This is a genomic window from Agromyces protaetiae (assembly GCF_030866785.1).
Taxonomy (GTDB): Bacteria; Actinomycetota; Actinomycetes; order Actinomycetales; family Microbacteriaceae; genus Agromyces; species Agromyces silvae.
In genome coordinates, this window is sequence record NZ_CP133018.1 from 3778721 (window position 1) to 3798176 (window position 19456).

The following is a 19456-nucleotide window of genomic DNA, read 5'->3' on the forward strand; positions in this document are numbered from 1 at the left end:
CCCGCCGATCGAGGCCCGGAACTGGGAGCAAGGGGCGGCGGGACGCTATTCCCTGCTTGAGGCCGTGGACGAGTTCAGCGGCGGGCGGTGACCCCAGCGCGTTCCCTGCGAGAGGCGAGCGCTCGATTGCCGACCAGGATCCCGGAGCCGAGAAGGAACGCTAGACCTGCAAGCGCGAGGATTGGCGTGAAGTCGCCCGCGCCGGTCGTCGCGAGGTCGTCCGGTTCTGGTGGGATAGTCGATGGAGGTGCAGTAGGGACGGTAGTTGGCGGGGGCGTAACCTCCACTTCAACCAACACCTGACGATGATCCTGATCGTCAGCCGCGTACGCCGGCGCCACAGTTCCAGGCAAGCCGGTGAGCAGGAGACCTATCACCAGGAGCGTGGGGGCGATGCTGGACACCGCACGAACTCCCGCCGATTCCGCCCGTGCGTCGTTGCGGGCACGGTCGATCAGCCGCTCTATGTGCTTCGCCTTACGCCGACGATCCCACCGGGCGAGCAACAAGATGATCGCGACGATGACGAGAACTCCGAGTTGCGACCACGGGATGGCCCACACGACCGACGATGCGTCGGTGGTCGTCGTCGCGACCTCCGCCGATGAGTTGCCGACGACCTCCGCCTGCGTGCGCCGATCAAGGAACAGCGCGACGAACGGCCAGACCCCGCTCACCTGCTGCCGGATCGTCCGCGTCTCTCCAGGTGCGATTTCGTCGATCTGCTCGACGGCGACGTCGCGCGCAAACCACCCGAACGGACCGGAAAGCGACAGCACCGAATCGACGGCGAGCCGTGTGTTCCCCTCGTTCTCGACGTCATAGGTGAATGTGACGTGGCCGGGCTCGAACGGGTTGATCGACCCGCTGAAGTTCGCGCCGAGCTTCGTGCCCACCGCTGGAGCGAGCTCGCCGGCGACGCGAGTCATGACCCTGAAGCCGACACGAGACTCGACCCCGACTTCGGCGTCTCCGCCGGAGCGGATGCTGGCCGCGACGCCGGCGGGATGGTCCCCGGGTTCGGCGTTCTCCGGCACCGTCACAGAGAAGGGCACGACGACGTCCGCACCGGAGGCCACCTCAACCGAGTCCTGGATGCCGATCCAGGTGCCGGCGCCTGTCGAAACCTCGCCCGCGGTGAGCATGTTGAACCGCCCGGTCTCGGTGAAGTACCCATCCGCCGCAGCGAGTCGGAAGGTGACCGCCGCCGGACTGAGATTGCGGATCAGGAGATGCTCTTCTGCCACCTCACCGGCTCGGAGTTCTAACTCTACCCATGACCGGCCGTCCTCACCCGTTCCGTCGCTGGGGCGAACCATCCAGGTGATCGTCTCCTCCGAGGATTCCGTCGTCGCCGCGTGCGTGGCCGTTGCAGGCAGCACGACGGAGGCGATGGAGATGGCCAGGATGAGGAACAGACGGCGAAGGCGACGATGCATGCGACTCTCTCGATCGATCGGCGTGAGGCGAGGACGGAGGCGGGGGCGGCCGGGCGGCCGCCCCCCGCCGTCGGTCGGGCTATTCGAAGAGGGACAGGGTGAGCACCGAGGTGTAGCTCCCTGGCTCGACGGTGGTCGCATCCACCTTGAGGTGAAGGCCCGCGGATGCGCTCCATGAACCCTGGCTGTATGTTGCGACCTGGTCGGTGTTCACGTAGAGCAGCTCGCCGTCGGCGTACCCGAGCCCCTCGCTCGCGGGGTCGTCGATCACGGTATCGATGTCGAACCCGGCCTCGAGGGCGGGTCCGTAGTCGTCGGCGAGATAGGGCGCCCAGCCGAGGTGATCGGCGGTGATCGTGTTTCCGCCGCTGACGAAATCGCTCGCGGTGCCGAGGACGTACCACGGCACGTCGGGCACGTCCGCCCGCGTGTCGGTCACTGTGACCTCGGGCAGGCTGCCGGTGAATTCTCGGACCAGCGGATCGCCGCTGTCCACCTCCGCGAGTGCGGTGGAGTTCGCGGCGACGCTCAGGGCGAGCACCCCGGAGGGGTACCGGTCGGTCACCTCGACGTTGATCTCGACTTCGCCGTCATCCACGATCTCATCGGCCGCGGCCATCGCCGCGCCCGCGGAGAGCAGCAACGCTCCGAGCGCGGCGGCGCCGACCCGGGCTGCACTTGACTTCTTCATTTCAGACCTTTCTTCGTCGTTTCGGGTATTCCTATGCACGGTTGCGCGGCACCCAGGGTGAGGGCGGGTACCGCCCCCACCCTGGGAGCTCGGTCGTCAGCCGCCGATCGCGAACGGCGCGTACGACACCGACTTGGTCTCGGATACTGACTCACCGGTGACAGCCACGGTCACGTTGCCAGCGGGGACCGCTGTGAGTCGCGAGTTGGCCGATGCGCTCACCGTCGCACCCGGTGCGACGTTTGCGAACGTCTTGCTTCCGTACGCGGTGCTCACGACGATGCTTACCGGGACGTCGTACGTGTTGGTCACCGCGACAGACAGGTACACCTTGCCTGCAAGCGATCGCGGCGTCACCTCGACACCCACCGTCGGAACGACGTCCACGATAGCGACGATCGTGCCGAACTCGGTGGATCCTCTGACCTCGACCCGACCCGCAGTGGCCGTCTCGTCGCCGGTAGTGATCCATTGCACGGCTGCGGGCGAGACCACCCCATCCGCGACAGACAGGACATCGACAGTCGACGGCAGGGTGAGCTCTTCGCCCACCCCGGCGGACGAGAACACTCGGTCCTCCACGACGTGCGTCGCCGCGCTCTTGTTGTAGATGTCAATCGACGCGTGCGGCTCGGAGGTGTTGGTCAAACCGGGCACGCTGCGGAACATGGACTGCCAGCGCTGCGGCTCCCATGTCAGCACGCCCGCACCCGTGTGGTTCGGCAGATCGTTCACCATCTGGAACACACGCTGAATCGCGTCAGCCTGCCCCTGCACGGTCCTCGGATAGGTCGAGTTCGGCATCGGCGCCCCATTCGCCCCCGACGCGGGGTACGACGTCTCAGCGACGGTCATCTTGTACTCCGGGTGCGCGGCGCTGATGGTCTGGAGGTTGCGCTCCATGACCTCGGGCGAGCCGTGCCACTCCGGATAGTACGAGTGAGCGATGTAGTCCGGCGCGAGGCCCTTTGCCTCGAGTCGACTCAGCACTTGGCCCCAGAACTCCGAAGTCATTTCGAGTCCGGTACGGCCGTCGTACCCTTCGTTCCGGACGACGGCGTGCAGCTCAACCTTGGTCTCGGGCGACGCGTCATGAACCGCGCTGATTCCCGCTGCGAGCAACGTCGTGAACCGGTCGAACGATTCCAGGTACAGCGCCCGCTCACCGGCGTCCTCGGAGTTCCAGTACTGCCAGAGAATCCCGCCGCCGGGCTGCGACTGGTAGACGGCGGCCTGGTTGCGGAAGTATCCAGGGTTCGCGCCTGACCATACCGGAGCACTGTCGTCGGCGGAGAGCTGCGCCTCGCTGCCCCACATCATGCCGTGGATGATCTCGTTCCCGACCGCGACCTTGTCGGGCGTGGTGCCTTGGTCGATGAGCTGTCCGACGTAGTCGTGCGTGTAGTCGTACACGGCGTCGGTGAGCTGATCGAACGGCAGCTCGGCCCATGCGCGCGGTTTCGGCTGCTTACCGGGGTCCGCCCACGAGTCGGCGTAGTGGAAGTCGATGCCGAGTTGCATGCCGCGATCGACGACCTGTTCGGCCACCGCGAGCGAGCGAGCCGGCCCCTGAGAGGGAACGGCGAGCACCGCTCCGTTGCCCTCGTTCCGGGGCTCGTTGAAGATACGGAGTCGCGTGAACTCCATACCACGGTCCTTCGCCACGTCGAGCAGGTGCGGTCCGGCGCCGCGATCCGCTTCGAGGGGTGAGACCCAGTACTGACGGGTATCGCCGTCGACCCAAGACATATCCGCCCCGAGCACCATCTCATCGCGCAGATAGTTGTAGACGGCGATCTCGGTGATCCCCAGCCGGGCGCCCTCGGTCGCCCCCTGGATCGTCACCCTGATGTACCGCGTTCCTTCAACCGTGAACACATGCACGCCGCCGGCGCGCGCCTGCGTCGACTCGCTCTCGTCTGCGATCGTGCTCCACGTCTGCCCGTCGGCAGATCCCTCGACCGTGTACTGGTAGACCGCTCCGGCGTCGGGAAACTCCAGTGCGAGCTTGCGGGCGTTGTTGTAGGCGCCTCCCAGGTCGAGCGTGAGTGCATCGCCGGCTGCGGCGGCGATCCACGCGGTGCTGGCATCCTGATCGATGGCGAAGTGTGCCGTGTCGTCGCCACCCGTCGCCGACGCGGATGCCCAGTACTTCGACGCCAGGTTGCTTTCGATCGGATTGATCTCGGCTTCCCCGAACAGTCCGGCCGCTGGCGAGGCGACGCCGACGCCGGTTGCGGCCAACGCCAGGGCGGTCGCGAAGACCGCTCCAGTCCGTATTGACTTTCTCATTCTTGCTCCTTTGCATGACTGATCGGCAGTCGGACATCGCAGGGGGCCGATGCCCGGACTCCGCCGCGCTCCCCGACAGGTTTGCGCATACATTCCGTTGGAGTAAATAGCCGGGCGACGATGCGGCCGGAACCGGCCAACTCCGATATTTCGACCCGCTGAAACACGCGGGCGGCTCAAATAAATTTCAGACAAACACTGGCATGGTGACGTTGCCAGTGCTACTTTCGGGCTCGGGACAGCTCGTTCCGCTCGAGGGAAGAGGTCGACAGCGCGGCATACGCGTCAGATCGGACCTTCCCTGGGCATATTCGTCTGCACGTATGTCGTGAGGCACGATCTGCGACGCTGCAGAAACCCGGAAGGATTCGAAGGTGAAACGTTCCAAGAGGCTCGCTACGACCGCAATCGCGCTCGCGCTCCCCGCCGCACTGCTGCTCACTTCATGCGCCGCGGCAGGCGACGCAAACGAGGGCCAGGATTCCGCGGACGAGGGGAACACGCTCACGGTGTGGACGTGGGATCCCGCATTCAACATCTACGCGATGGAAGAGGCGGAAAAGGTCTATCAGCAAGACAACCCGGACTTCGAGCTCGAAGTCGTCGAAGTGCCCTGGGAGGATCTGCAGACCCGGCTCACGACGATCGCGCAGTCTCAGGCGTGGGGGGAGCTGCCGGATATCTTCCTCATGCAGAACAATGCGTTCCAGAAGAACGGCATCAACTACCCAGACCTGTTCAGCGACCTCGGCGGCGCGGACATCGACTTCTCGCAGTTCCCGGAGTCGGTCGTAGCGTATTCGACGCTGGACGGTGTAAATTACGGCGTGCCCTTTGACTCGGGCACCGCGGTCACGGCACTCCGCACGGATATCCTCGGTGAGGCCGGATACACGCTCGACGACTTCACCGACATCGACTGGAACACCTTCATCGCGCAGGGCCAGGATGTCCTGTCCAAGACCGGGAAGCCCTTGCTCTCCGGTCCGGCAGGCTCGTCCGACCTGGTTGTGATGATGCTGCAGTCCGCCGGCGCGAGCCTCTTCGACGAAGACGGAAACCCGACCATCGTCGACAACGACGCACTCAACGGGGCAATCGACGCGTACACCCAACTGGTGGAGACGGGGGTCTTCCTCGAAGTCAACTCCTGGGATGAGTACGTTGGCAGCTTCGTGAATGGGAATGTCGCCGGAACGCAGCAGGGAGTGTGGATCGTCGGCTCGATCCAGACGGCCGAGGATCAAAGCGGATCGTGGGGAATCACCAACGTGCCGAGCCTTGACGGGGTCACAGGTGCGACGAACTACACCGCGAATGGGGGCTCGTCGTGGGCCGTCTCGTCGAACGCCGACGTCGAGCTCGCATCGGACTTCCTCGCCTCGACCTTTGCCGGATCGACCGAGCTGTACGACATCATCCTCCCCGCCTCAGGTGCAGTGGCGAACTGGATCCCCGCTGGCGACAGCCCCGTCTACGCAGAGCCCGTCGAGTTCTTCGGGGGCGAGGCTGTGTTCGCCAAAGTGGTCGAGTTCGGCTCAGAGGTTCCCTCGAACAACACCGGCGCGTATTACTACGAAGGGAGGGACGCGGTGAGTGCGGCCATCACACAGATCCTGAACGGCGCGGATCGCGACACCGCCCTCGCCGAAGCCCAAGCGAACGTCGAATTCGCGATGCAGTGACGCAGCAGATCGGCCGGCCGGCCCAGATCCGGCCGGCCGATCCCTGCTAACCCATCGGCAGTGCCTTTCCCGCGGAAGAGAGACAACGTTGTGGCATTCCAGTTGAAGGCGCCTGCCAAGTCGCCAGAGAAGCGCGGTACTCCGCCGCTGAACACCTCCTTCGACCGGCGAAAGCCTTGGCTGAACCCCGGTCGGCGGAGAAGCCTGACCGGCTGGGGATTTCTTATCCCGGCGGCGCTGCTTATCGTCGGCATCAACTTCGTCCCGATGTTCCAGGCGTTCCTGCTGTCGCTGCAGACTGGACGTGGAGCTCAGCTGACCTGGGCGGATCCGCCGTGGTTCAACTACCAGCGACTGCTCAACGACGAGATCTTCAAGCTGACCCTGCAGAACACCTTCATCTACCTGATCATTCAGGTCCCCATCATGCTCATCCTGGCGATGATCCTCGCCAACCTGCTCAACGACAAGAACCTGAAATTCAAGGGCCTTTGGCGCACGGCCATTTTCCTCCCCTGCGCGGTTTCACTCGTCTCGTACTCGCTGGTGTTCCGCACGATGTTCGCCAACAACGGCTTCGTCAACGACATGCTCATGGGCATTGGCCTCATCGACAGCGAGGTCAATTGGTTGGGAGACGCCGAGAGCGCGCGATTCGTCATCATCCTCGGTCTGCTCTGGCGTTGGACGGGCTACAACATGGTCTTCTTCCTCGCGGCGCTCCAGAACGTGGATCGCTCGAGTATCGAAGCGGCACGCATGGACGGCGCGAATGCGTTCCAGGTGTTCTGGCATGTGACCGTCCCGCAGCTGAAGCCGATGATCGTGCTCACGGCGATCCTGTCCACGAACGGCACCCTGCAGCTCTTCGACGAGTCTTGGGCTCTCACGCGCGGTGGCCCCGCATACATGACGATGTCGATGTCGCATTACCTGTACGAAGTCTCGTTCCTCAAGAACCCCAACTTCGGGTATGCCGCCGCCATCTCCTACGTGATCCTCATCCTTGTCGCGGTGCTCGCCCTCGTCCAGATGAAGATCGGAGACAAGCGTGACTAACATGCTCCGCCGGCTGCCGGGATATGCCTTCTTAACGGTTTTCGCGATCTTCTCTCTGTTTCCGCTGTACTTCATGGTCGTCTCGGCGACCAACAGCAGCGCAGACGTGCTGTCATCTCGACTCCTGCCGGGCACCCACCTGTTCGAGAACGTCGCAGTACTCTTTCAGACTCACAACGTCTTGGCGGCGATGTGGAGCTCTGCGGCCATCGCAGTCGGCACCACCGTCCTGTCACTCGCGGTGTGCTCGATCGCAGGCTACGGGTTCGAGATATTCCATTCGCGGGGCAAGGATCTGCTGATGTCGGTCTTGCTCCTGGCCATGATGATCCCCTTCGCCGCCATCATGATCCCGCTGTTCCAGCTCTTCGCCGGTGCCGGCATGGTCAACTCGCTGTGGGCGGTGATCATCCCGGCGATCTCTACGCCGTTCCTCATCCTGCTCTTCCGGCAGGCATCGCGTTCGTTCCCCCACGAGCTCGTCGAGGCGGCGCGGATCGATGGGCTGAACGAGCTGTCAATCTTCGCTCGTATCTACATCCCGACGATGAAGTCCACATTCGCCGCCGCCGCGGTGATCACCTTCATGATCGCGTGGAACAACTTCCTCTGGCCCAAGGTTATTTTGATCGACAGCGCGGTGTTCACCATGCCGATGTTGATCGCCAACCTGAGCGCCGGATATGTCACCGACTACGGAGTCCTCATGCTCGCCGTCCTTCTGGCCTCGCTTCCGACCATGTTCGTCTTCTTCCTCCTGCAACGCGCCTTCGCCGAGGGCATCACGGGAGCGATCAAGTGAGTTTCCCCATCACACGCCTGGCCGACCCTACGTTCGTCTCCGAGAACCGGTTGCCTGCGCATTCCGATCATCGCTGGTTCCGCGACGAGGGCGAGGCGCTCGAGTCGGTGAGCAGTTTCGAACAATCACTGAACGGTCGCTGGAAGTTTCACTACGCGAACAACTTGAGCACAACCGTCGATGGGTTCCAGGACCCTTCGTACGACACCTCCGGCTGGGACGACATTCCGGTCCCCGCGCATATTCAACTCGAGGGCTACGATCGTCCGCAGTACGTCAACGTGCAATATCCGTGGGATGGGATCGAGCAGATCCAACCCGGACAGATCCCCTCGCGGCACAATCCCATCGGCTCGTACGTGCACGCATTCGAGCTGAACGAACCTCTCCGCTTCGGCGAATCCTTGAGCATCGTCTTCCACGGGGCCGAGAGCGCGGTCGCGGTGTGGCTCAACGGGCAGTACGTCGGATATGCGACCGACAGTTTCACCCCCTCCGAGTTCGATCTCACCAACGCACTGGTCGACGGTCGCAACGTCATCGCTGCGCAGGTGTTCAAGTGGACGGCGGGGTCGTGGCTCGAGGACCAGGACTTCTATCGCTTCTCCGGCATCTTCCGGGACGTGACACTGTACCGACGGCCCGCGGTTCACATCGAGAATCTGCGAGTCGAGACCGACGTCGCTACGACGGGCGAATGGGCGGACCTCACGATGAGGGTCGACGTTCGCGGTTCTGGCTCCGTATCCGCGAATCTCGAGGGCGTCGGTCACCTGGAGGACCGCGGTGACGGCCTGCTCGTGATCCGCATCGATGAACCCCGCCTCTGGAGTCCCGAAGACCCCTGGCTCTATCAGCTGATCATCGAGGTCACCGACGATGCGGGCAACCGAACCGAGGTCATACCTCAACGCGTCGGGGTGCGCCGATTCGGCATCGAGAACGGCGTGCTCACCCTGAACGGCAGCCGCGTCGTCTTCTTCGGCGTCAATCGTCATGAGTTCGGCCCGCGTGGCCGCGTGATGACTCGCGACGAGATCTCCCACGACCTGGTCCAGCTCAAACGCATCGGCGTGAACGCGGTGCGCACGAGCCACTACCCCAACAGTGCGCCGTTCTACGAATTGGCCGACGAGTACGGCCTGATGGTCATCGACGAGATGAACCTGGAGACCCACGGCCTGTGGGACCGCATTCGCTACTTCGATGCGCCCGTCGAAGAGGCCGTCCCGGGTGATCGCCCGGAGTGGCTGCCCGCCCTGCGCGAACGAGCGACGAACATGTTCGAGCGCGACAAGAATCACGCCAGCATCGTCATCTGGTCGCTCGGGAACGAGTCGTACGGCGGTACTAACCTCCGAGACCTCGCCGACTGGTTCCGCTCGACGGATTCCCGCCCCGTTCATTACGAAGGTGTCGATTGGGACACGCGGTACCCGGACACCACCGACATCGTCAGCCGGATGTACACGCCCGCTGCCGAGGTCGAGGTGTACCTTCGCGAACACCGCGACAAGCCCATGATCCTGTGCGAGTTCGCCCACGCGATGGGCAATTCATTCGGGGCTGTCGGCGAGTACATGGACCTCGCGTTCCGAGAGCCGCTGTTCCAGGGCGGCTTCATCTGGGACTTCGCTGATCAGGCGATCCTGCTCAGTGACCAACACGGCCGGACGTACTTCGGTTACGGAGGCGACTGCGGTGAGGCGCCGCACGATGGCGCGTTCTGCGGCAACGGCATCTTCTTCGCCGACCACTCGCCGACACCGAAGGCGCAGGAGGTCAGCTACCTCTACCAGCAGCTGAGCATCCGGATCGGCGAGACGTCCTTCGAAGTCCGCAATCGCTTCCTCTTCACCTCCACGGACGAGTTTGAGTGCAACATCACGCTGGCGCGTGAGGGGAGAACAATCCGCACCGCAAGCGTACCCACCTTCTGCGCCCCTCAGCACGCTGAAACGTACGGGATACCGTTCAAGACGCCCTCGCGGCCGGGTGAGTACACGATCGATGTGTCGTTCCGCCTCAAGGCGGATACACCCTGGGCTGCACGCGGTCACGAGATAGCTCGTGAGCAACGCGTGACCACAGTGGCTCAGGGAGCACCCGGTGGCGGCGTCACACCACCCACGCCGACACCGACACCGCCGCGACTCGTACTCGGCACGCACAACCTCGGCGTTCACGGAGACGGGTTCAGTGCGGTGTTCTCGCGTCTGCACGGTGGGCTGCAGTCGTATCGGCATGGGTCAGGCCCGGAAAGTGGGCGTCAACTGCTCACCTCGATCCCGATGCCATCCTTCTGGCACGCCCCCACCGAGAACGAGGTGGGCTGGGGCGCTCCGTTCGAGGACGGCCAGTGGCTGCTCGCGAGCCGATACGCGCGCGTTGCCGATCCTGTGCGAGACATCACCTTCGAATCCGACGATCTCGCCGTGACCGTGAGTTACACCTATCAACTTCCCACCGAGCGGGAGGCGTCGTGCGTCGTGTCGTATCGGGTCGACGGCCGAGGCCGAGTCGAGGTCACGCAGACCGTGCACCGCTCGGATGGCATGGCCGACCTTCCCGAGTTCGGCATGCAGCTCACGACTCAGCCTGAGCTCGACACGCTCCGCTGGTACGGCGACGGGCCGGACGAATGCTACGTGGATCGTCGAGACGGCGCCCGAGTGGGCGTCTACCAGCGTGATGTGGCGACCGCGCTGACCCCGTACTTGCGCCCTCAGGAAGCCGGAAATCGCACCGGAGTCCGCTGGGCCGAGGTCGTCGATCGAAACGGGAGGGGACTGCGGTTCGAGTGTGATGGCGGAATGGAGTTTTCCGCGCTGCCGTGGACGCCGCACGAGATCGAGAACGCCCGTCATCACACTGAACTCCCGCCGGTCTACCAGACCGTGGTGCGGCCTGCCCTCATGCGACGGGGGGTGGGCGGCGACGACTCCTGGGGCGCGCGCACGCACCCGCAGTACCGTCTCCCCGCGACGGGTAGTCTGACCTTCCGCTTTTCGTTTCAAGGAGTGTGATGGCAGGACAGCGTGCACCCTCGCAGCTTGACGTCGCACGGCTCGCGGGCGCGTCGCCCCAGACCGTGTCACGAGTCGCCAAAGGCGAATCCAATGTCAGTGAGGCATTGCGCGCGCGCGTGATGCACGCCATGATCGAGCTCGGATACCGGCCGAACGCGGCCGCTCGAGCTGTGCGGCTCGGCGCATTTCGAGCCGTGGGAGTTGTTTACAACACCCTGGGACCGGTCGGTATCCATCGCTCGCTTGAGGAGATCTCGGAACGGGCCGCGGAACGCGGCCACGCAACGACACTCATTCCGCTGGCCGCCTCGTCGACACGTGATGCGAATGGCGCCTTCACCCGCCTGAGTGAGATGTCGGTCGATGTACTCATCGCCCTGATCGCCGACCAGCTTCAAGCGGATGGGTCCCTGCGACTGCCGAAGGGCGTTCCCGCTGTTGTCATCGGACCCCCGGTTCTGCCGGGGGCGTCTTCAGTGGACTTCGACCAGGCCGGAGGCGCAGAACTCGCGGTCACTCACCTCCTAGAACTGGGCCATCGGACCGTGCACCACATCAGGGGGCCCGAAAACTCATTCTCCGCGAGCGCCCGAATGCTCAGCTGGGCATCAACGCTGAGCCGCCACGGCCGCAGGGTTCCGCCGCCGGAACGTGGCAACTGGAGCGCCGCGTCAGGCTATATGGCCGCACGGCGGTTGTTGGAAGTGCAGAAACCGACCGCGATCTTCGCCGCGAACGATCAGATGGCGCTCGGCGCATACCGAGCGATTCAAGAAGCGGGCATGCGCATTCCCGAGGACGTGTCCGTCGTCGGATTCGACGGCATCGACGAGGTCGCGATGCTGGTTCCACCCCTCACGACGATCGCGCAGCCCTGGGATCGGCTTGGCAGCGAAGCCCTCCGCGTTGCGCTCTCAATGGGCAGCGGAGCGGGGCCCGAGACCGTGATCATACCGACACGCCTCGTTGTCCGGCACTCCACGTCCACTCCGAAGGGAGTCTCGTGATGTTGGTGCGGAGACGGGGTCCTCCGAGCAACTCCTCGAGACACACGTATGGCGAGATGCCTCGACCGCGCGAACATCGCGGTCGACGAATCTATCTGCGCACCTCCGCGGCCCACGTGCGAGCGACGCGATCGGAGTTCACATGCGGTCCCGATGGATTGGACGGGACCGAATCACTCGGAAGGCAACGATGCTACGAGTCACGCCTCACTCCGTCCCTGCCAACCGATGCGCGTGTGAGCCCCATGCGGCTCGCGCCCACAAGAATGAGCGCAATGAGTGGGACGTCGATGACCAGGATCTCCTGATACTCGAAGACCTGGCGGCCGGCAGGACGCTCAACACCATTGCGCACGAACGCCACCTTTCTGAGCGATCAGTGCGTCGTCGCATCAGGCGAGCATGTGAGACCTTGGACGTCGACACGGGCATCGAGGCCGTCGTGAGGGCGGTTCGCCTCGGCTTGATCTAATCGAGCGTCCTGTACCCGGTGGGATGGATGCCGCACGCGGCTCGACGGCGCTGTGTCGGCGCAATCACGCGGTGGCAGCCGGCTATCGGAGTGCTCAGCGGCACCGGGTTTCGGGTGCGGACCGTTCGCGCTTAGCGGAGCTGGGTTGGCTGGGCTGGGCCGCGCTGGGCTGGGCCATTGCGCGCCGACATCGCTACGCGCGTGCAGCCGAGTAAGCGTGCCGTCGACCCCAGCGAGTGGCTACTTAATGACTACATATTCGAGCGCACAGTGACTCACCACGGCTCACGCTCCCGCGGAATCTCAACGATGTGAGCCCCAGTGAGCCGCCGTGAACCACCACTTGGTAACTTCTGCTTCCCAAGCAGACAGCGCGGGTTCGATTCCCGTCATCGGCTCCAATTGTGGGGTTGCGGGGTGTTCAACCCTTTCGCGAAACGCTCGCCGATCGGCTGTGTAGACGTTCAAGCACGTAATTGATTGCATGGACCGAGCGGAGCATTCCCGACAGCCGATCCCCGGCTCGGCCCACGATCGCGTCGCGCTCGGCCACGAGCGAATGTTCACCCGTTAGAACGCCGGCCTGATCGAGGCAGATGAACGACGCCCCGGGCCCCTTCGAGCAACGGGACGCTCCATCGCCGCAGTTCTCGAGGCGGGCGGATGAATGGGTGACGAAGCACATCTCGGGCGATCCAGGGAGACTGTCGCCCTCGACCCAGCTACGCTTCGCTCATGTCGGAGTCCACCCGCTTCCCTCACCGCATGCGACCAGATGATGACCAAGTGGTTGCGCGGCTGCTGAGCGCGTGGGAGGACGCTCGCCTCAAGGTTGAAGTGGCGGCTCCCGCGCTCGACGAGCTTGATGCCGCCATCCGAGCGGCCGGACAGGACGGACTCAATGCGATGGCAGTCCGGCTGGAGAGTGGAATCGAGTTTGACCTAGCAAGGCACGTCCTGGCTGGCGGCTCCGCGATGATGTATCTCGCCGAGAAGAAGGATCGCCTGGCCCGAGGCGATCCAGCTCAATAGATCGTGCGGTCTACCGTTCTCGCGAAGCCGCCCCAGGGAGCCGCGCGCTGGACCCAATCGGCGGAGAGCTCCTCGAGCGACCGCGCGACCTTTGCTGCCCGCGTCGTCCGGGTCGCGGTGTGCCGCATCCGCCAGATCTCGAACCGTGAGGGCTCCCGCCCGACGCGCTCACGGAACGCGTCGATCAGCTCGTCTTTCGTCTGAGCGATCCGTGCGGCGCGCTGCGAGAACTCCTCGAGGAGCGGCAGGTCGATCCCGACGAGCTCCCATTTGCGGTTGCGCGGCTCGATGCCCGAGGCATCCGCGAACAGTCCGCGGGACTCTTGCGAGTCGGTGAGCTGGTTCGCCTCGATGAACGCCTCGTAGCCGAGCGGGTCGCGGAGCACCGAGCGCTCCGTCCACTCGAGCCCGAGCCGATTCGAGAGCGCGTCCATGAGTGCCGCGTCGTACGTCTCGGACAGCGTCACGACATGCGGCGACAGCGCGTGACGCGAATCAATGGTCCGCCACCGGCCGTCGGCCGCCTTGACACGGTTGGCGATGAGCAGGTGGGTGTGCAGCTGCGGGTCGCCCTCACGCGAATCCCAGTGGTCGAACGCGGCCGCCACGGCGCCGGTGACCTCGATCTGCGCGACCCCGCCCGAGCCGACCCGGGTCCGGAGCGCGTCACGCTCCAGGATCGCGAGCGTCTCCTGCAACGCCTGATGATGCGCGGCGCGGATCTGGAACTGCACGGACTCCGGCGCGAGCCCCCAGAGCACGCTCACCGATTTCGGCGGGTTGAAGACGAGCTCGAACCCCGCCACCGAGGCGGTCGGGGCGCGGGCGGTCTCTTCGGCGGTGATCCTCGCGATCGCGGCCTCGCGCTGCGCGTCATCGATGCCGGCGTCGATGGCCTCGATGCGAGCGCTGACGCGCTCGGCCAGGGACGTGACGACGACATAGCGGCGCGCCAACAGTTCACCGGTGAGCGGATGCCTCCCACGGCCGAACAGGTTCGACAGCTCCGCCGGCGTCGCGGACCGCCCTTCGGCGAGCCCGAGTTCGGCAGCGCCGCTGCCGAGCCACCGACCAGCCGGCGTGCCCTCGTCCACGTAATAGTCGATGGCGGCGCCAACGCTCGCCTCGTCGGCGACGGTGCTCTGGAAGTAGCGCCACGCGTCCTCGCCCGACGCGATCTTGACCATCGAGATCACGCGTCACTCCGGGGCCGACGGCGCTCACGCGACGCGTAGGCGCGACACGTCGATGAGCAGTACTGCTTGCCGGCACGACGGGCTTCGATCATGTCGCCGCAGTGCAGGCATCGCGACCGGCGGGGCGCAGTCACCTGGTTCTGGTCGCGCCATGAGCGGGTGCGACCTGCGTCGCGGCAGAAGCGGTGTCGCGGGTGGGATGGGGCGAAGATCGCCAGGCAGCCCTCGCACTGGCGAAGCATTGATGTCGCGACAGTCGCGCCATGTCGGTGTCGCCGACGACGCGTCGCGACGCGACATTCCTCGGAGCAGTGCTCGACGAGTCGCGATCCGGAGCTGAAGCGTGCACCGCACTCGCGACACCGCGCCACCCATCGACGGTGACCGACACGACGTGGCGCGGCGTCCGGCCGTGCGAGCTGCTCGATGGCGCGGCGCAGCGCCTCGTCGTGAGCGGCGCTTACTTGCGATGGCTGGGGACGACGGCGATGAGTCACACCTCTGTGATGGTCCGCTGTGCGCGCTCGTCACGCGGCGCTGCCGCGGTCGCCAGGCCGAGATAGGCTCCGCCGCATGGACGAGCTACCCGCAACAGATCCGGATTGTCCGTCCTGCGGGACCCGATGTCACCCCGTCGGCGGAACATGGGTATGTCGACGCTGCGAGATCAGCGTCCTCGGCCGTGAGGCTCCTCATCGGAACTCGCGTCGCCGACTTGACCGTTGAGATCCGCTTCGGCCCGCGCAACGATTGCCGATGCTTCGAGGTTGAGCGACACCGCCATCCGGTAGAGCGCCCCGATGGGAACATCCTGCTCGTCGTACAGATACCGAGCCAGCGTGCTGCGATTGAACTCGCCTCGACGAGCCAGCTCATCCACCGTGAGTCGTTGCTGTTCGCGCTCGGTCCGAACGATGCCCATGACCGTTCGCGTGAACGCAGCGCCTCGCGCATACATGCGAAGTACTTTACCCGTCCAGAATCCAGTATTGTAATCCCAGATTCGGGACTGTACGATCCCGACATGGGGACTGAGGAACCAGCGGAGCGACGGCGCCGGCAGGTGCGCAGCCAACGGACCCACGAGCGCCTCCTCCACGCCGCCGCGGTGGAGTTCGAGCGATTCGGGTACGAGAACTCGTCGATGGCGCGCCTTTCCAAGGAAGCAGGCGTCACGACCGGAGCCGCGTACAACCATTTCCCCTCGAAATGGGCGATCGCGGAAGAAATCCTGGGCCGCCAACGACTCCGTGTCCGAGAAGTCGCCGCGAACGTAAAGACCGCACTCCCAGGCGCCTTCGAACGGCTGCTGTGCTTCTCGGCGGACCTCTCAGAGCTCCTCATGCAGGACCCCGGCGTGCGTGCGAGTGTTCAGCTGTCAATGGAACCGGCGCTACCCGTCGCCACCCCCGCATGGCGCGAATGGGCCGATCTCGCCGATGAGCTCGCCGCCACCGCACCCGATGGCGCTGACGCGCTCCGGGTGACCGACCGACTGGGCTCGCTCACCGTCAGCCTCATCGTGAGCGCGTGGCTGCTCACTCGAGACCAGGACGAAGAAGCCTTCGACGCACTCCTGCAACCGCTGTGGAATGCGCTCGTCACCGGGCTCGTCAGGTCGGATGGTGAGGTGTCCGCGTTAGCGTCCGTCGAGACGATCTTCGGACGATAGCGACAGGGCCGCGTTACCGGCGCGTTTCGCTTTCGCAACGCGGCTGACCTCAAGTGCCAGACGTGTTCGGACTCATCGCCCGCGTGGCTCGCTCTCGTCACCAGCCTTGCGCACTCATCGACGGTCGCCAACGCTCCTTTCTGGTGATCGCCATGCGCTCGAATGTGGGTGTGCGGGCTTCACGTGGCCTCATCAGAGGGTCCGTCGGAGGATTCGTACCGCGCCGCGTACCACCCGAATGCGCCAGAAGACACGAGAATGCCCAGAACGCCGAACCATATCGGAGGTGCCTGAAACTCGAACACCCACCACGACGCATATGCGATCGGCACTCCCCCAAGAGCGGCAATCGCCGCAACGATGGCCGCCCGCGGTCGCCTCTCAAGATGCTGGAACCGCGGCCTCAGAATCAGCCATACGATCACAACCGCTTCAGCCGCCAGGAAGAACGCGATGAGGTAGAGCGGAGCCAGATAGACCGCGTAGATGCCCATCACGCCATCGCGGACAAGGTATACGCCTACAACGCCTACCATCAACACACCGGCGAAGGCGAACGCGAAGAACGTGTATGCGCCGAAGGGCATCCAAGAGAGCGAACGGCGCATTACCCACCACCAGACTCTCTCAGCACCGCGTCACGAAGCCTGACGGCCTGCATGTGCCAGGGAAGGGACGCCCCGCCGTAGTACACCGTCACCGCTGCGAACACATTGACGTCGGTTGCATTCGCCTCGCGGCGAAGCGCATATCCTTCTTGTCCCAACGTCTCCTGCGCGTCCACGATACTGAACTTGATGGTCGAGCCGCGCCCGTCGAAGTACGTGTCATCGTCGACCGTGAAGGTCACGCTCGTGGCCGTTGTTGTAACATCCATCCATCCACTTCCGTCGGGAAACGGAATCGCACCGATCAGCTCGCACCGGCCTCCATGGGTGAACTCGTCGCATCCAACTTCAAATGGAAAAATCTCGGCCGGCCGATCCTTGAAAACGTCCATGATCGACTCCGGGGTTTCGCCTTCGAGGCCAAGACCCAAGCCAATCATCAATCACGTAGTCGTACGCGGAGATGTATGGCCACGGACGATCCTCGCCCGACCCGCTACCCGTCGAATCCTCCCAGCTCGTGACCGGAATATCCACCGTGGCGGGCGCCTGATTCTGCTTGGCACGATTGGCGATAGCGCGATCCATGCTGTCGAAGGTTGCGCTCGAGTAGCCCTGGGGCAGGAGTCCGGTGGGGTCGGTGAACGAGACTGGATTGTTGTGCGCGTAGGCGTAGCCGTTCCACTGTTGCGGGTCTGTCAGATCGAGGAGTGGGTCGACGCTGATGAATGAGCCGACGAGTTCGTCGTAGTAGCGGGCGCCGATTTGGGTAAGGCCGGTGGATTCGTCGCGGGTCTTGCCTAGGAACTGCTTGTCTCCGGGCACGGTGTCCTCCCATGAGCCTCCGCGTGTGCCGCCGAAGGGATCCGTGTAGAGCCGGGATACGTTTGACGTGCGGGGGTGTGCGCCGTTGGAGATGGCGCCGATGGGTGTGCCGTGGTGGTCGTTGACGAGGGAGGTTACGGCGTTGCCCAGTCCGCGGCCGGTTCGCATCGCCACCGTTTGGCCTGAGAACGAGTAGTACCGCGTAGCTTTCACCGCGCCGCTGTAGGTGAGTGTGATTTCTTGGCTGCCTGCGTAGATCGTGGTGAATCCGTTGCTGGCACGAACGATTCGGTTGCCGTCGGCGTCGTAAATGTATGAGTCATCGGCAGGCATGCCGTGGAACCCCATACCGGTGGAGCCGATGAGTTCGCCTTCCGCATCCCAGGTGTAGTCGATGAGGTCGTAAGTGCCCTCGTAGAACACGTTGGCTTTGAAGCTCGTGCGGTTTCCGGCGTCGTCGTAGGCGAACAGCAACGACATGCCGGCTGCGGACACCGACGTCACGGCGTGCGGACCGGCCGGTCCTGCCCCGTAATCCAGGGTGGCGGTATCACTCCCTCCGTCGTAGTGCGAGGTCTGGCTGGTGACATTGCCCGCGGGGTCGTACGTGTACCGCAAACCGATGTCGGTGCCGCTGATCTGTTCACGGTCGAGGCTGATGCTCGATAACCGCTTCGTGCCGTGTTCGTAGCCGTAGGTCACGACGGCGCCGTACGTGTTGCCGAGGTCGGTGCTCATGAGTCGGCCGTCGGCGGCGAACCGGGAGGACGCGACGTAGGTGCCCCACCCGAATCCGCCGCTGGTCCAAGACGGCGTCGATGATGTTTCGTCGTAGACCGTGGTCACGGTCTCCGCACCGAGGATCGTTTTGCCCTCGGGCGTTCCGTCGGCCTCGATCACGGCCGGATGCGTCACACTGGCCTGTTCTCCCGGACGAGTGAGCAGCACAGCAGTTGCTGCATACGTCGGCCCGGGCGGAGGTACCGCTGATGCGCCCGCCAGTGGGAGCGCCGACTGACGAAGAAGCAGTTGCTGGGACTACTGCCGACCGCCCGCCGGCCCGGCTTGCGCGTCCGCTCAGCCCGTACTCAATCCGACTCTTTGCGCATGTAAACCCACTCTTCCCCGATGTCGAGGTCACGCGAAACAGGTACGGGCAGCCACACGCACGTGGCATCAACTGAAACCGAGTCCTCGAAGTCGGCGATCACGTACGTCTCTGCCAAGGAGACGTTCTCATGATCGTCCTCGCTCGGATCGTTCTCGAACATGAATCGCAGGCGAATGTTCGGCTCTTGAGCCGCGACCGCCACGGCGCGCAGGTTTGGGGTGACCAGATCCCACATGGCCCTCTGAACAGAGAGAAGAACTCGTACGCGGAAGCTCATCATCCGCCGGGCCTACTCGGAACCACGTGAATCCCCTTCTTTCCGTAGTGAATAATCCCTCTAGTTGTGGGTGTGATCATTCCGGTACTTTGATCGACGAACTGTCCAATCTGTTCGCGAAAGTCGACCCGCTCCTTGTAACCCGGCTGACCAACAGGAATGCGGCCAGCCTGTGCGCCTGTCCCAGACTGTCGGCCGAGGACTCGAGGGTCAGCTGTCAACATACTGCGACCCACGGTGTAGTTGTTATGACCAGGGA

General features: G+C 64.3%; 16 protein-coding genes and 1 tRNA gene. 8 read left to right on the forward strand and 9 right to left on the reverse strand.

The features are described from left to right. Positions 1 to 74: 74 nt before the first annotated feature. From QU602_RS17285 to QU602_RS17295, 3 genes are all read right to left on the reverse strand, one after another. Positions 75 to 1439, reverse strand: a complete 1365-nt coding sequence (locus tag QU602_RS17285) for a COG1470 family protein (protein ID WP_308797689.1) — start codon at positions 1437 to 1439, stop codon at positions 75 to 77. Positions 1440 to 1518: 79 nt separating this feature from the next. Then, positions 1519 to 2130 (reverse strand): hypothetical protein, encoded by a 612-nt coding sequence (locus QU602_RS17290; RefSeq protein WP_308797690.1) that lies wholly within the window; start codon positions 2128 to 2130, stop codon positions 1519 to 1521. Positions 2131 to 2226: 96 nt separating this feature from the next. Further along, positions 2227 to 4515: a glycosyl hydrolase 53 family protein gene (locus tag QU602_RS17295; protein WP_308797691.1), complete on the reverse strand. Its 2289-nt coding sequence runs from the start codon at positions 4513 to 4515 to the stop codon at positions 2227 to 2229. Between the two features lie 281 nt (positions 4516 to 4796). Between QU602_RS17295 and QU602_RS17300 the strand changes: the two genes are divergently transcribed. The 7 genes from QU602_RS17300 (at position 4797) to QU602_RS17330 (ending at position 13508) form a co-directional block, all read left to right on the forward strand. Then, a complete protein-coding gene (locus tag QU602_RS17300; protein ID WP_308797692.1) occupies positions 4797 to 6107 on the forward strand; it encodes an ABC transporter substrate-binding protein in 1311 nt (436 codons plus the stop codon). Positions 6108 to 6197: 90 nt separating this feature from the next. Continuing rightward, positions 6198 to 7166 (forward strand): carbohydrate ABC transporter permease, encoded by a 969-nt coding sequence (locus tag QU602_RS17305; protein ID WP_308797693.1) that lies wholly within the window; start codon positions 6198 to 6200, stop codon positions 7164 to 7166. 1 nt (position 7167) lies between these two features. After that, a complete protein-coding gene (locus tag QU602_RS17310) occupies positions 7168 to 7968 on the forward strand; it encodes a carbohydrate ABC transporter permease (RefSeq protein ID WP_308800221.1) in 801 nt (266 codons plus the stop codon). Then, positions 7965 to 10994, forward strand: coding sequence for a glycoside hydrolase family 2 TIM barrel-domain containing protein (locus QU602_RS17315; protein WP_308797694.1), 3030 nt, complete (start codon positions 7965 to 7967; stop codon positions 10992 to 10994). The genes QU602_RS17310 and QU602_RS17315 overlap by 4 nt, the downstream gene beginning before the upstream one ends. Continuing rightward, positions 10994 to 12004 carry a LacI family DNA-binding transcriptional regulator gene (locus tag QU602_RS17320; RefSeq protein WP_308797695.1) on the forward strand — a complete coding sequence of 337 codons (1011 nt, stop codon included), beginning with the start codon at positions 10994 to 10996 and terminating at the stop codon, positions 12002 to 12004. Before QU602_RS17315 ends, QU602_RS17320 begins: the two co-directional genes overlap by 1 nt. A gap of 797 nt (positions 12005 to 12801) precedes the next feature. Continuing rightward, positions 12802 to 12877: transfer RNA gene (locus tag QU602_RS17325), tRNA-Ser, on the forward strand. 334 nt (positions 12878 to 13211) lie between these two features. Further along, positions 13212 to 13508, forward strand: a complete 297-nt coding sequence (locus tag QU602_RS17330) for a hypothetical protein (protein WP_308797696.1) — start codon at positions 13212 to 13214, stop codon at positions 13506 to 13508. Here QU602_RS17330 and mobF read toward each other — a convergent pair. Then, positions 13502 to 14695 carry a MobF family relaxase gene (gene mobF, locus QU602_RS17335; RefSeq protein WP_308800222.1) on the reverse strand — a complete coding sequence of 398 codons (1194 nt, stop codon included), beginning with the start codon at positions 14693 to 14695 and terminating at the stop codon, positions 13502 to 13504. The genes QU602_RS17330 and mobF overlap by 7 nt on opposite strands. Positions 14696 to 15419: 724 nt before the next feature. Between mobF and QU602_RS17340 the strand changes: the two genes are divergently transcribed. After that, the gene (locus QU602_RS17340) at positions 15420 to 16376 is read left to right on the forward strand and encodes a TetR/AcrR family transcriptional regulator (protein WP_308797697.1); all 957 of its coding nucleotides are present in this window, start codon (positions 15420 to 15422) and stop codon (positions 16374 to 16376) included. Between the two features lie 179 nt (positions 16377 to 16555). Here the strand turns inward: QU602_RS17340 and QU602_RS17345 are convergent, their stop codons facing one another. The 5 genes from QU602_RS17345 to QU602_RS19160 form a co-directional block, all read right to left on the reverse strand. Further along, a complete protein-coding gene (locus tag QU602_RS17345) occupies positions 16556 to 16963 on the reverse strand; it encodes a hypothetical protein (RefSeq protein ID WP_308797698.1) in 408 nt (135 codons plus the stop codon). 20 nt (positions 16964 to 16983) lie between these two features. Further along, positions 16984 to 17376, reverse strand: a complete 393-nt coding sequence (locus QU602_RS17350) for a hypothetical protein (RefSeq protein WP_308797699.1) — start codon at positions 17374 to 17376, stop codon at positions 16984 to 16986. After that, a complete protein-coding gene (locus QU602_RS17355) occupies positions 17333 to 18757 on the reverse strand; it encodes an RHS repeat-associated core domain-containing protein (protein WP_308797700.1) in 1425 nt (474 codons plus the stop codon). Before QU602_RS17355 ends, QU602_RS17350 begins: the two co-directional genes overlap by 44 nt. Before the next feature lie 140 nt (positions 18758 to 18897). Continuing rightward, on the reverse strand, positions 18898 to 19200 hold the full coding sequence (locus QU602_RS17360; protein ID WP_308797701.1) for a hypothetical protein: 303 nt from the start codon (positions 19198 to 19200) through the stop codon (positions 18898 to 18900). Then, complete coding sequence (locus QU602_RS19160; protein ID WP_373692846.1) at positions 19197 to 19421, reverse strand: polymorphic toxin type 50 domain-containing protein; 225 nt, start codon at positions 19419 to 19421, stop codon at positions 19197 to 19199. Before QU602_RS19160 ends, QU602_RS17360 begins: the two co-directional genes overlap by 4 nt. Positions 19422 to 19456 lie beyond the last annotated feature (35 nt).

Bases quoted from the DNA above. Each gene is read 5' to 3' on its own strand.
- QU602_RS17285 (WP_308797689.1), bottom strand. From the start codon at position 1,439: ATGCATCGTCGCCTTCGCCGTCTGTTCCTCATCCTGGCCATCTCCATC.
- QU602_RS17290 (WP_308797690.1), bottom strand. From the start codon at position 2,130: ATGAAGAAGTCAAGTGCAGCCCGGGTCGGCGCCGCCGCGCTCGGAGCG.
- QU602_RS17295 (WP_308797691.1), bottom strand. From the start codon at position 4,515: ATGTATGCGCAAACCTGTCGGGGAGCGCGGCGGAGTCCGGGCATCGGC.
- QU602_RS17310 (WP_308800221.1), top strand. From the start codon at position 7,168: ATGCTCCGCCGGCTGCCGGGATATGCCTTCTTAACGGTTTTCGCGATC.
- QU602_RS17320 (WP_308797695.1), top strand. From the start codon at position 10,994: ATGGCAGGACAGCGTGCACCCTCGCAGCTTGACGTCGCACGGCTCGCG.
- QU602_RS17330 (WP_308797696.1), top strand. From the start codon at position 13,212: ATGTCGGAGTCCACCCGCTTCCCTCACCGCATGCGACCAGATGATGAC.
- mobF (WP_308800222.1), bottom strand. From the start codon at position 14,695: ATGGTCAAGATCGCGTCGGGCGAGGACGCGTGGCGCTACTTCCAGAGC.
- QU602_RS17345 (WP_308797698.1), bottom strand. From the start codon at position 16,963: ATGCCCTTCGGCGCATACACGTTCTTCGCGTTCGCCTTCGCCGGTGTG.
- QU602_RS17350 (WP_308797699.1), bottom strand. From the start codon at position 17,376: ATGGACGTTTTCAAGGATCGGCCGGCCGAGATTTTTCCATTTGAAGTT.
- QU602_RS17360 (WP_308797701.1), bottom strand. From the start codon at position 19,200: ATGATGAGCTTCCGCGTACGAGTTCTTCTCTCTGTTCAGAGGGCCATG.
- QU602_RS19160 (WP_373692846.1), bottom strand. From the start codon at position 19,421: ATGTTGACAGCTGACCCTCGAGTCCTCGGCCGACAGTCTGGGACAGGC.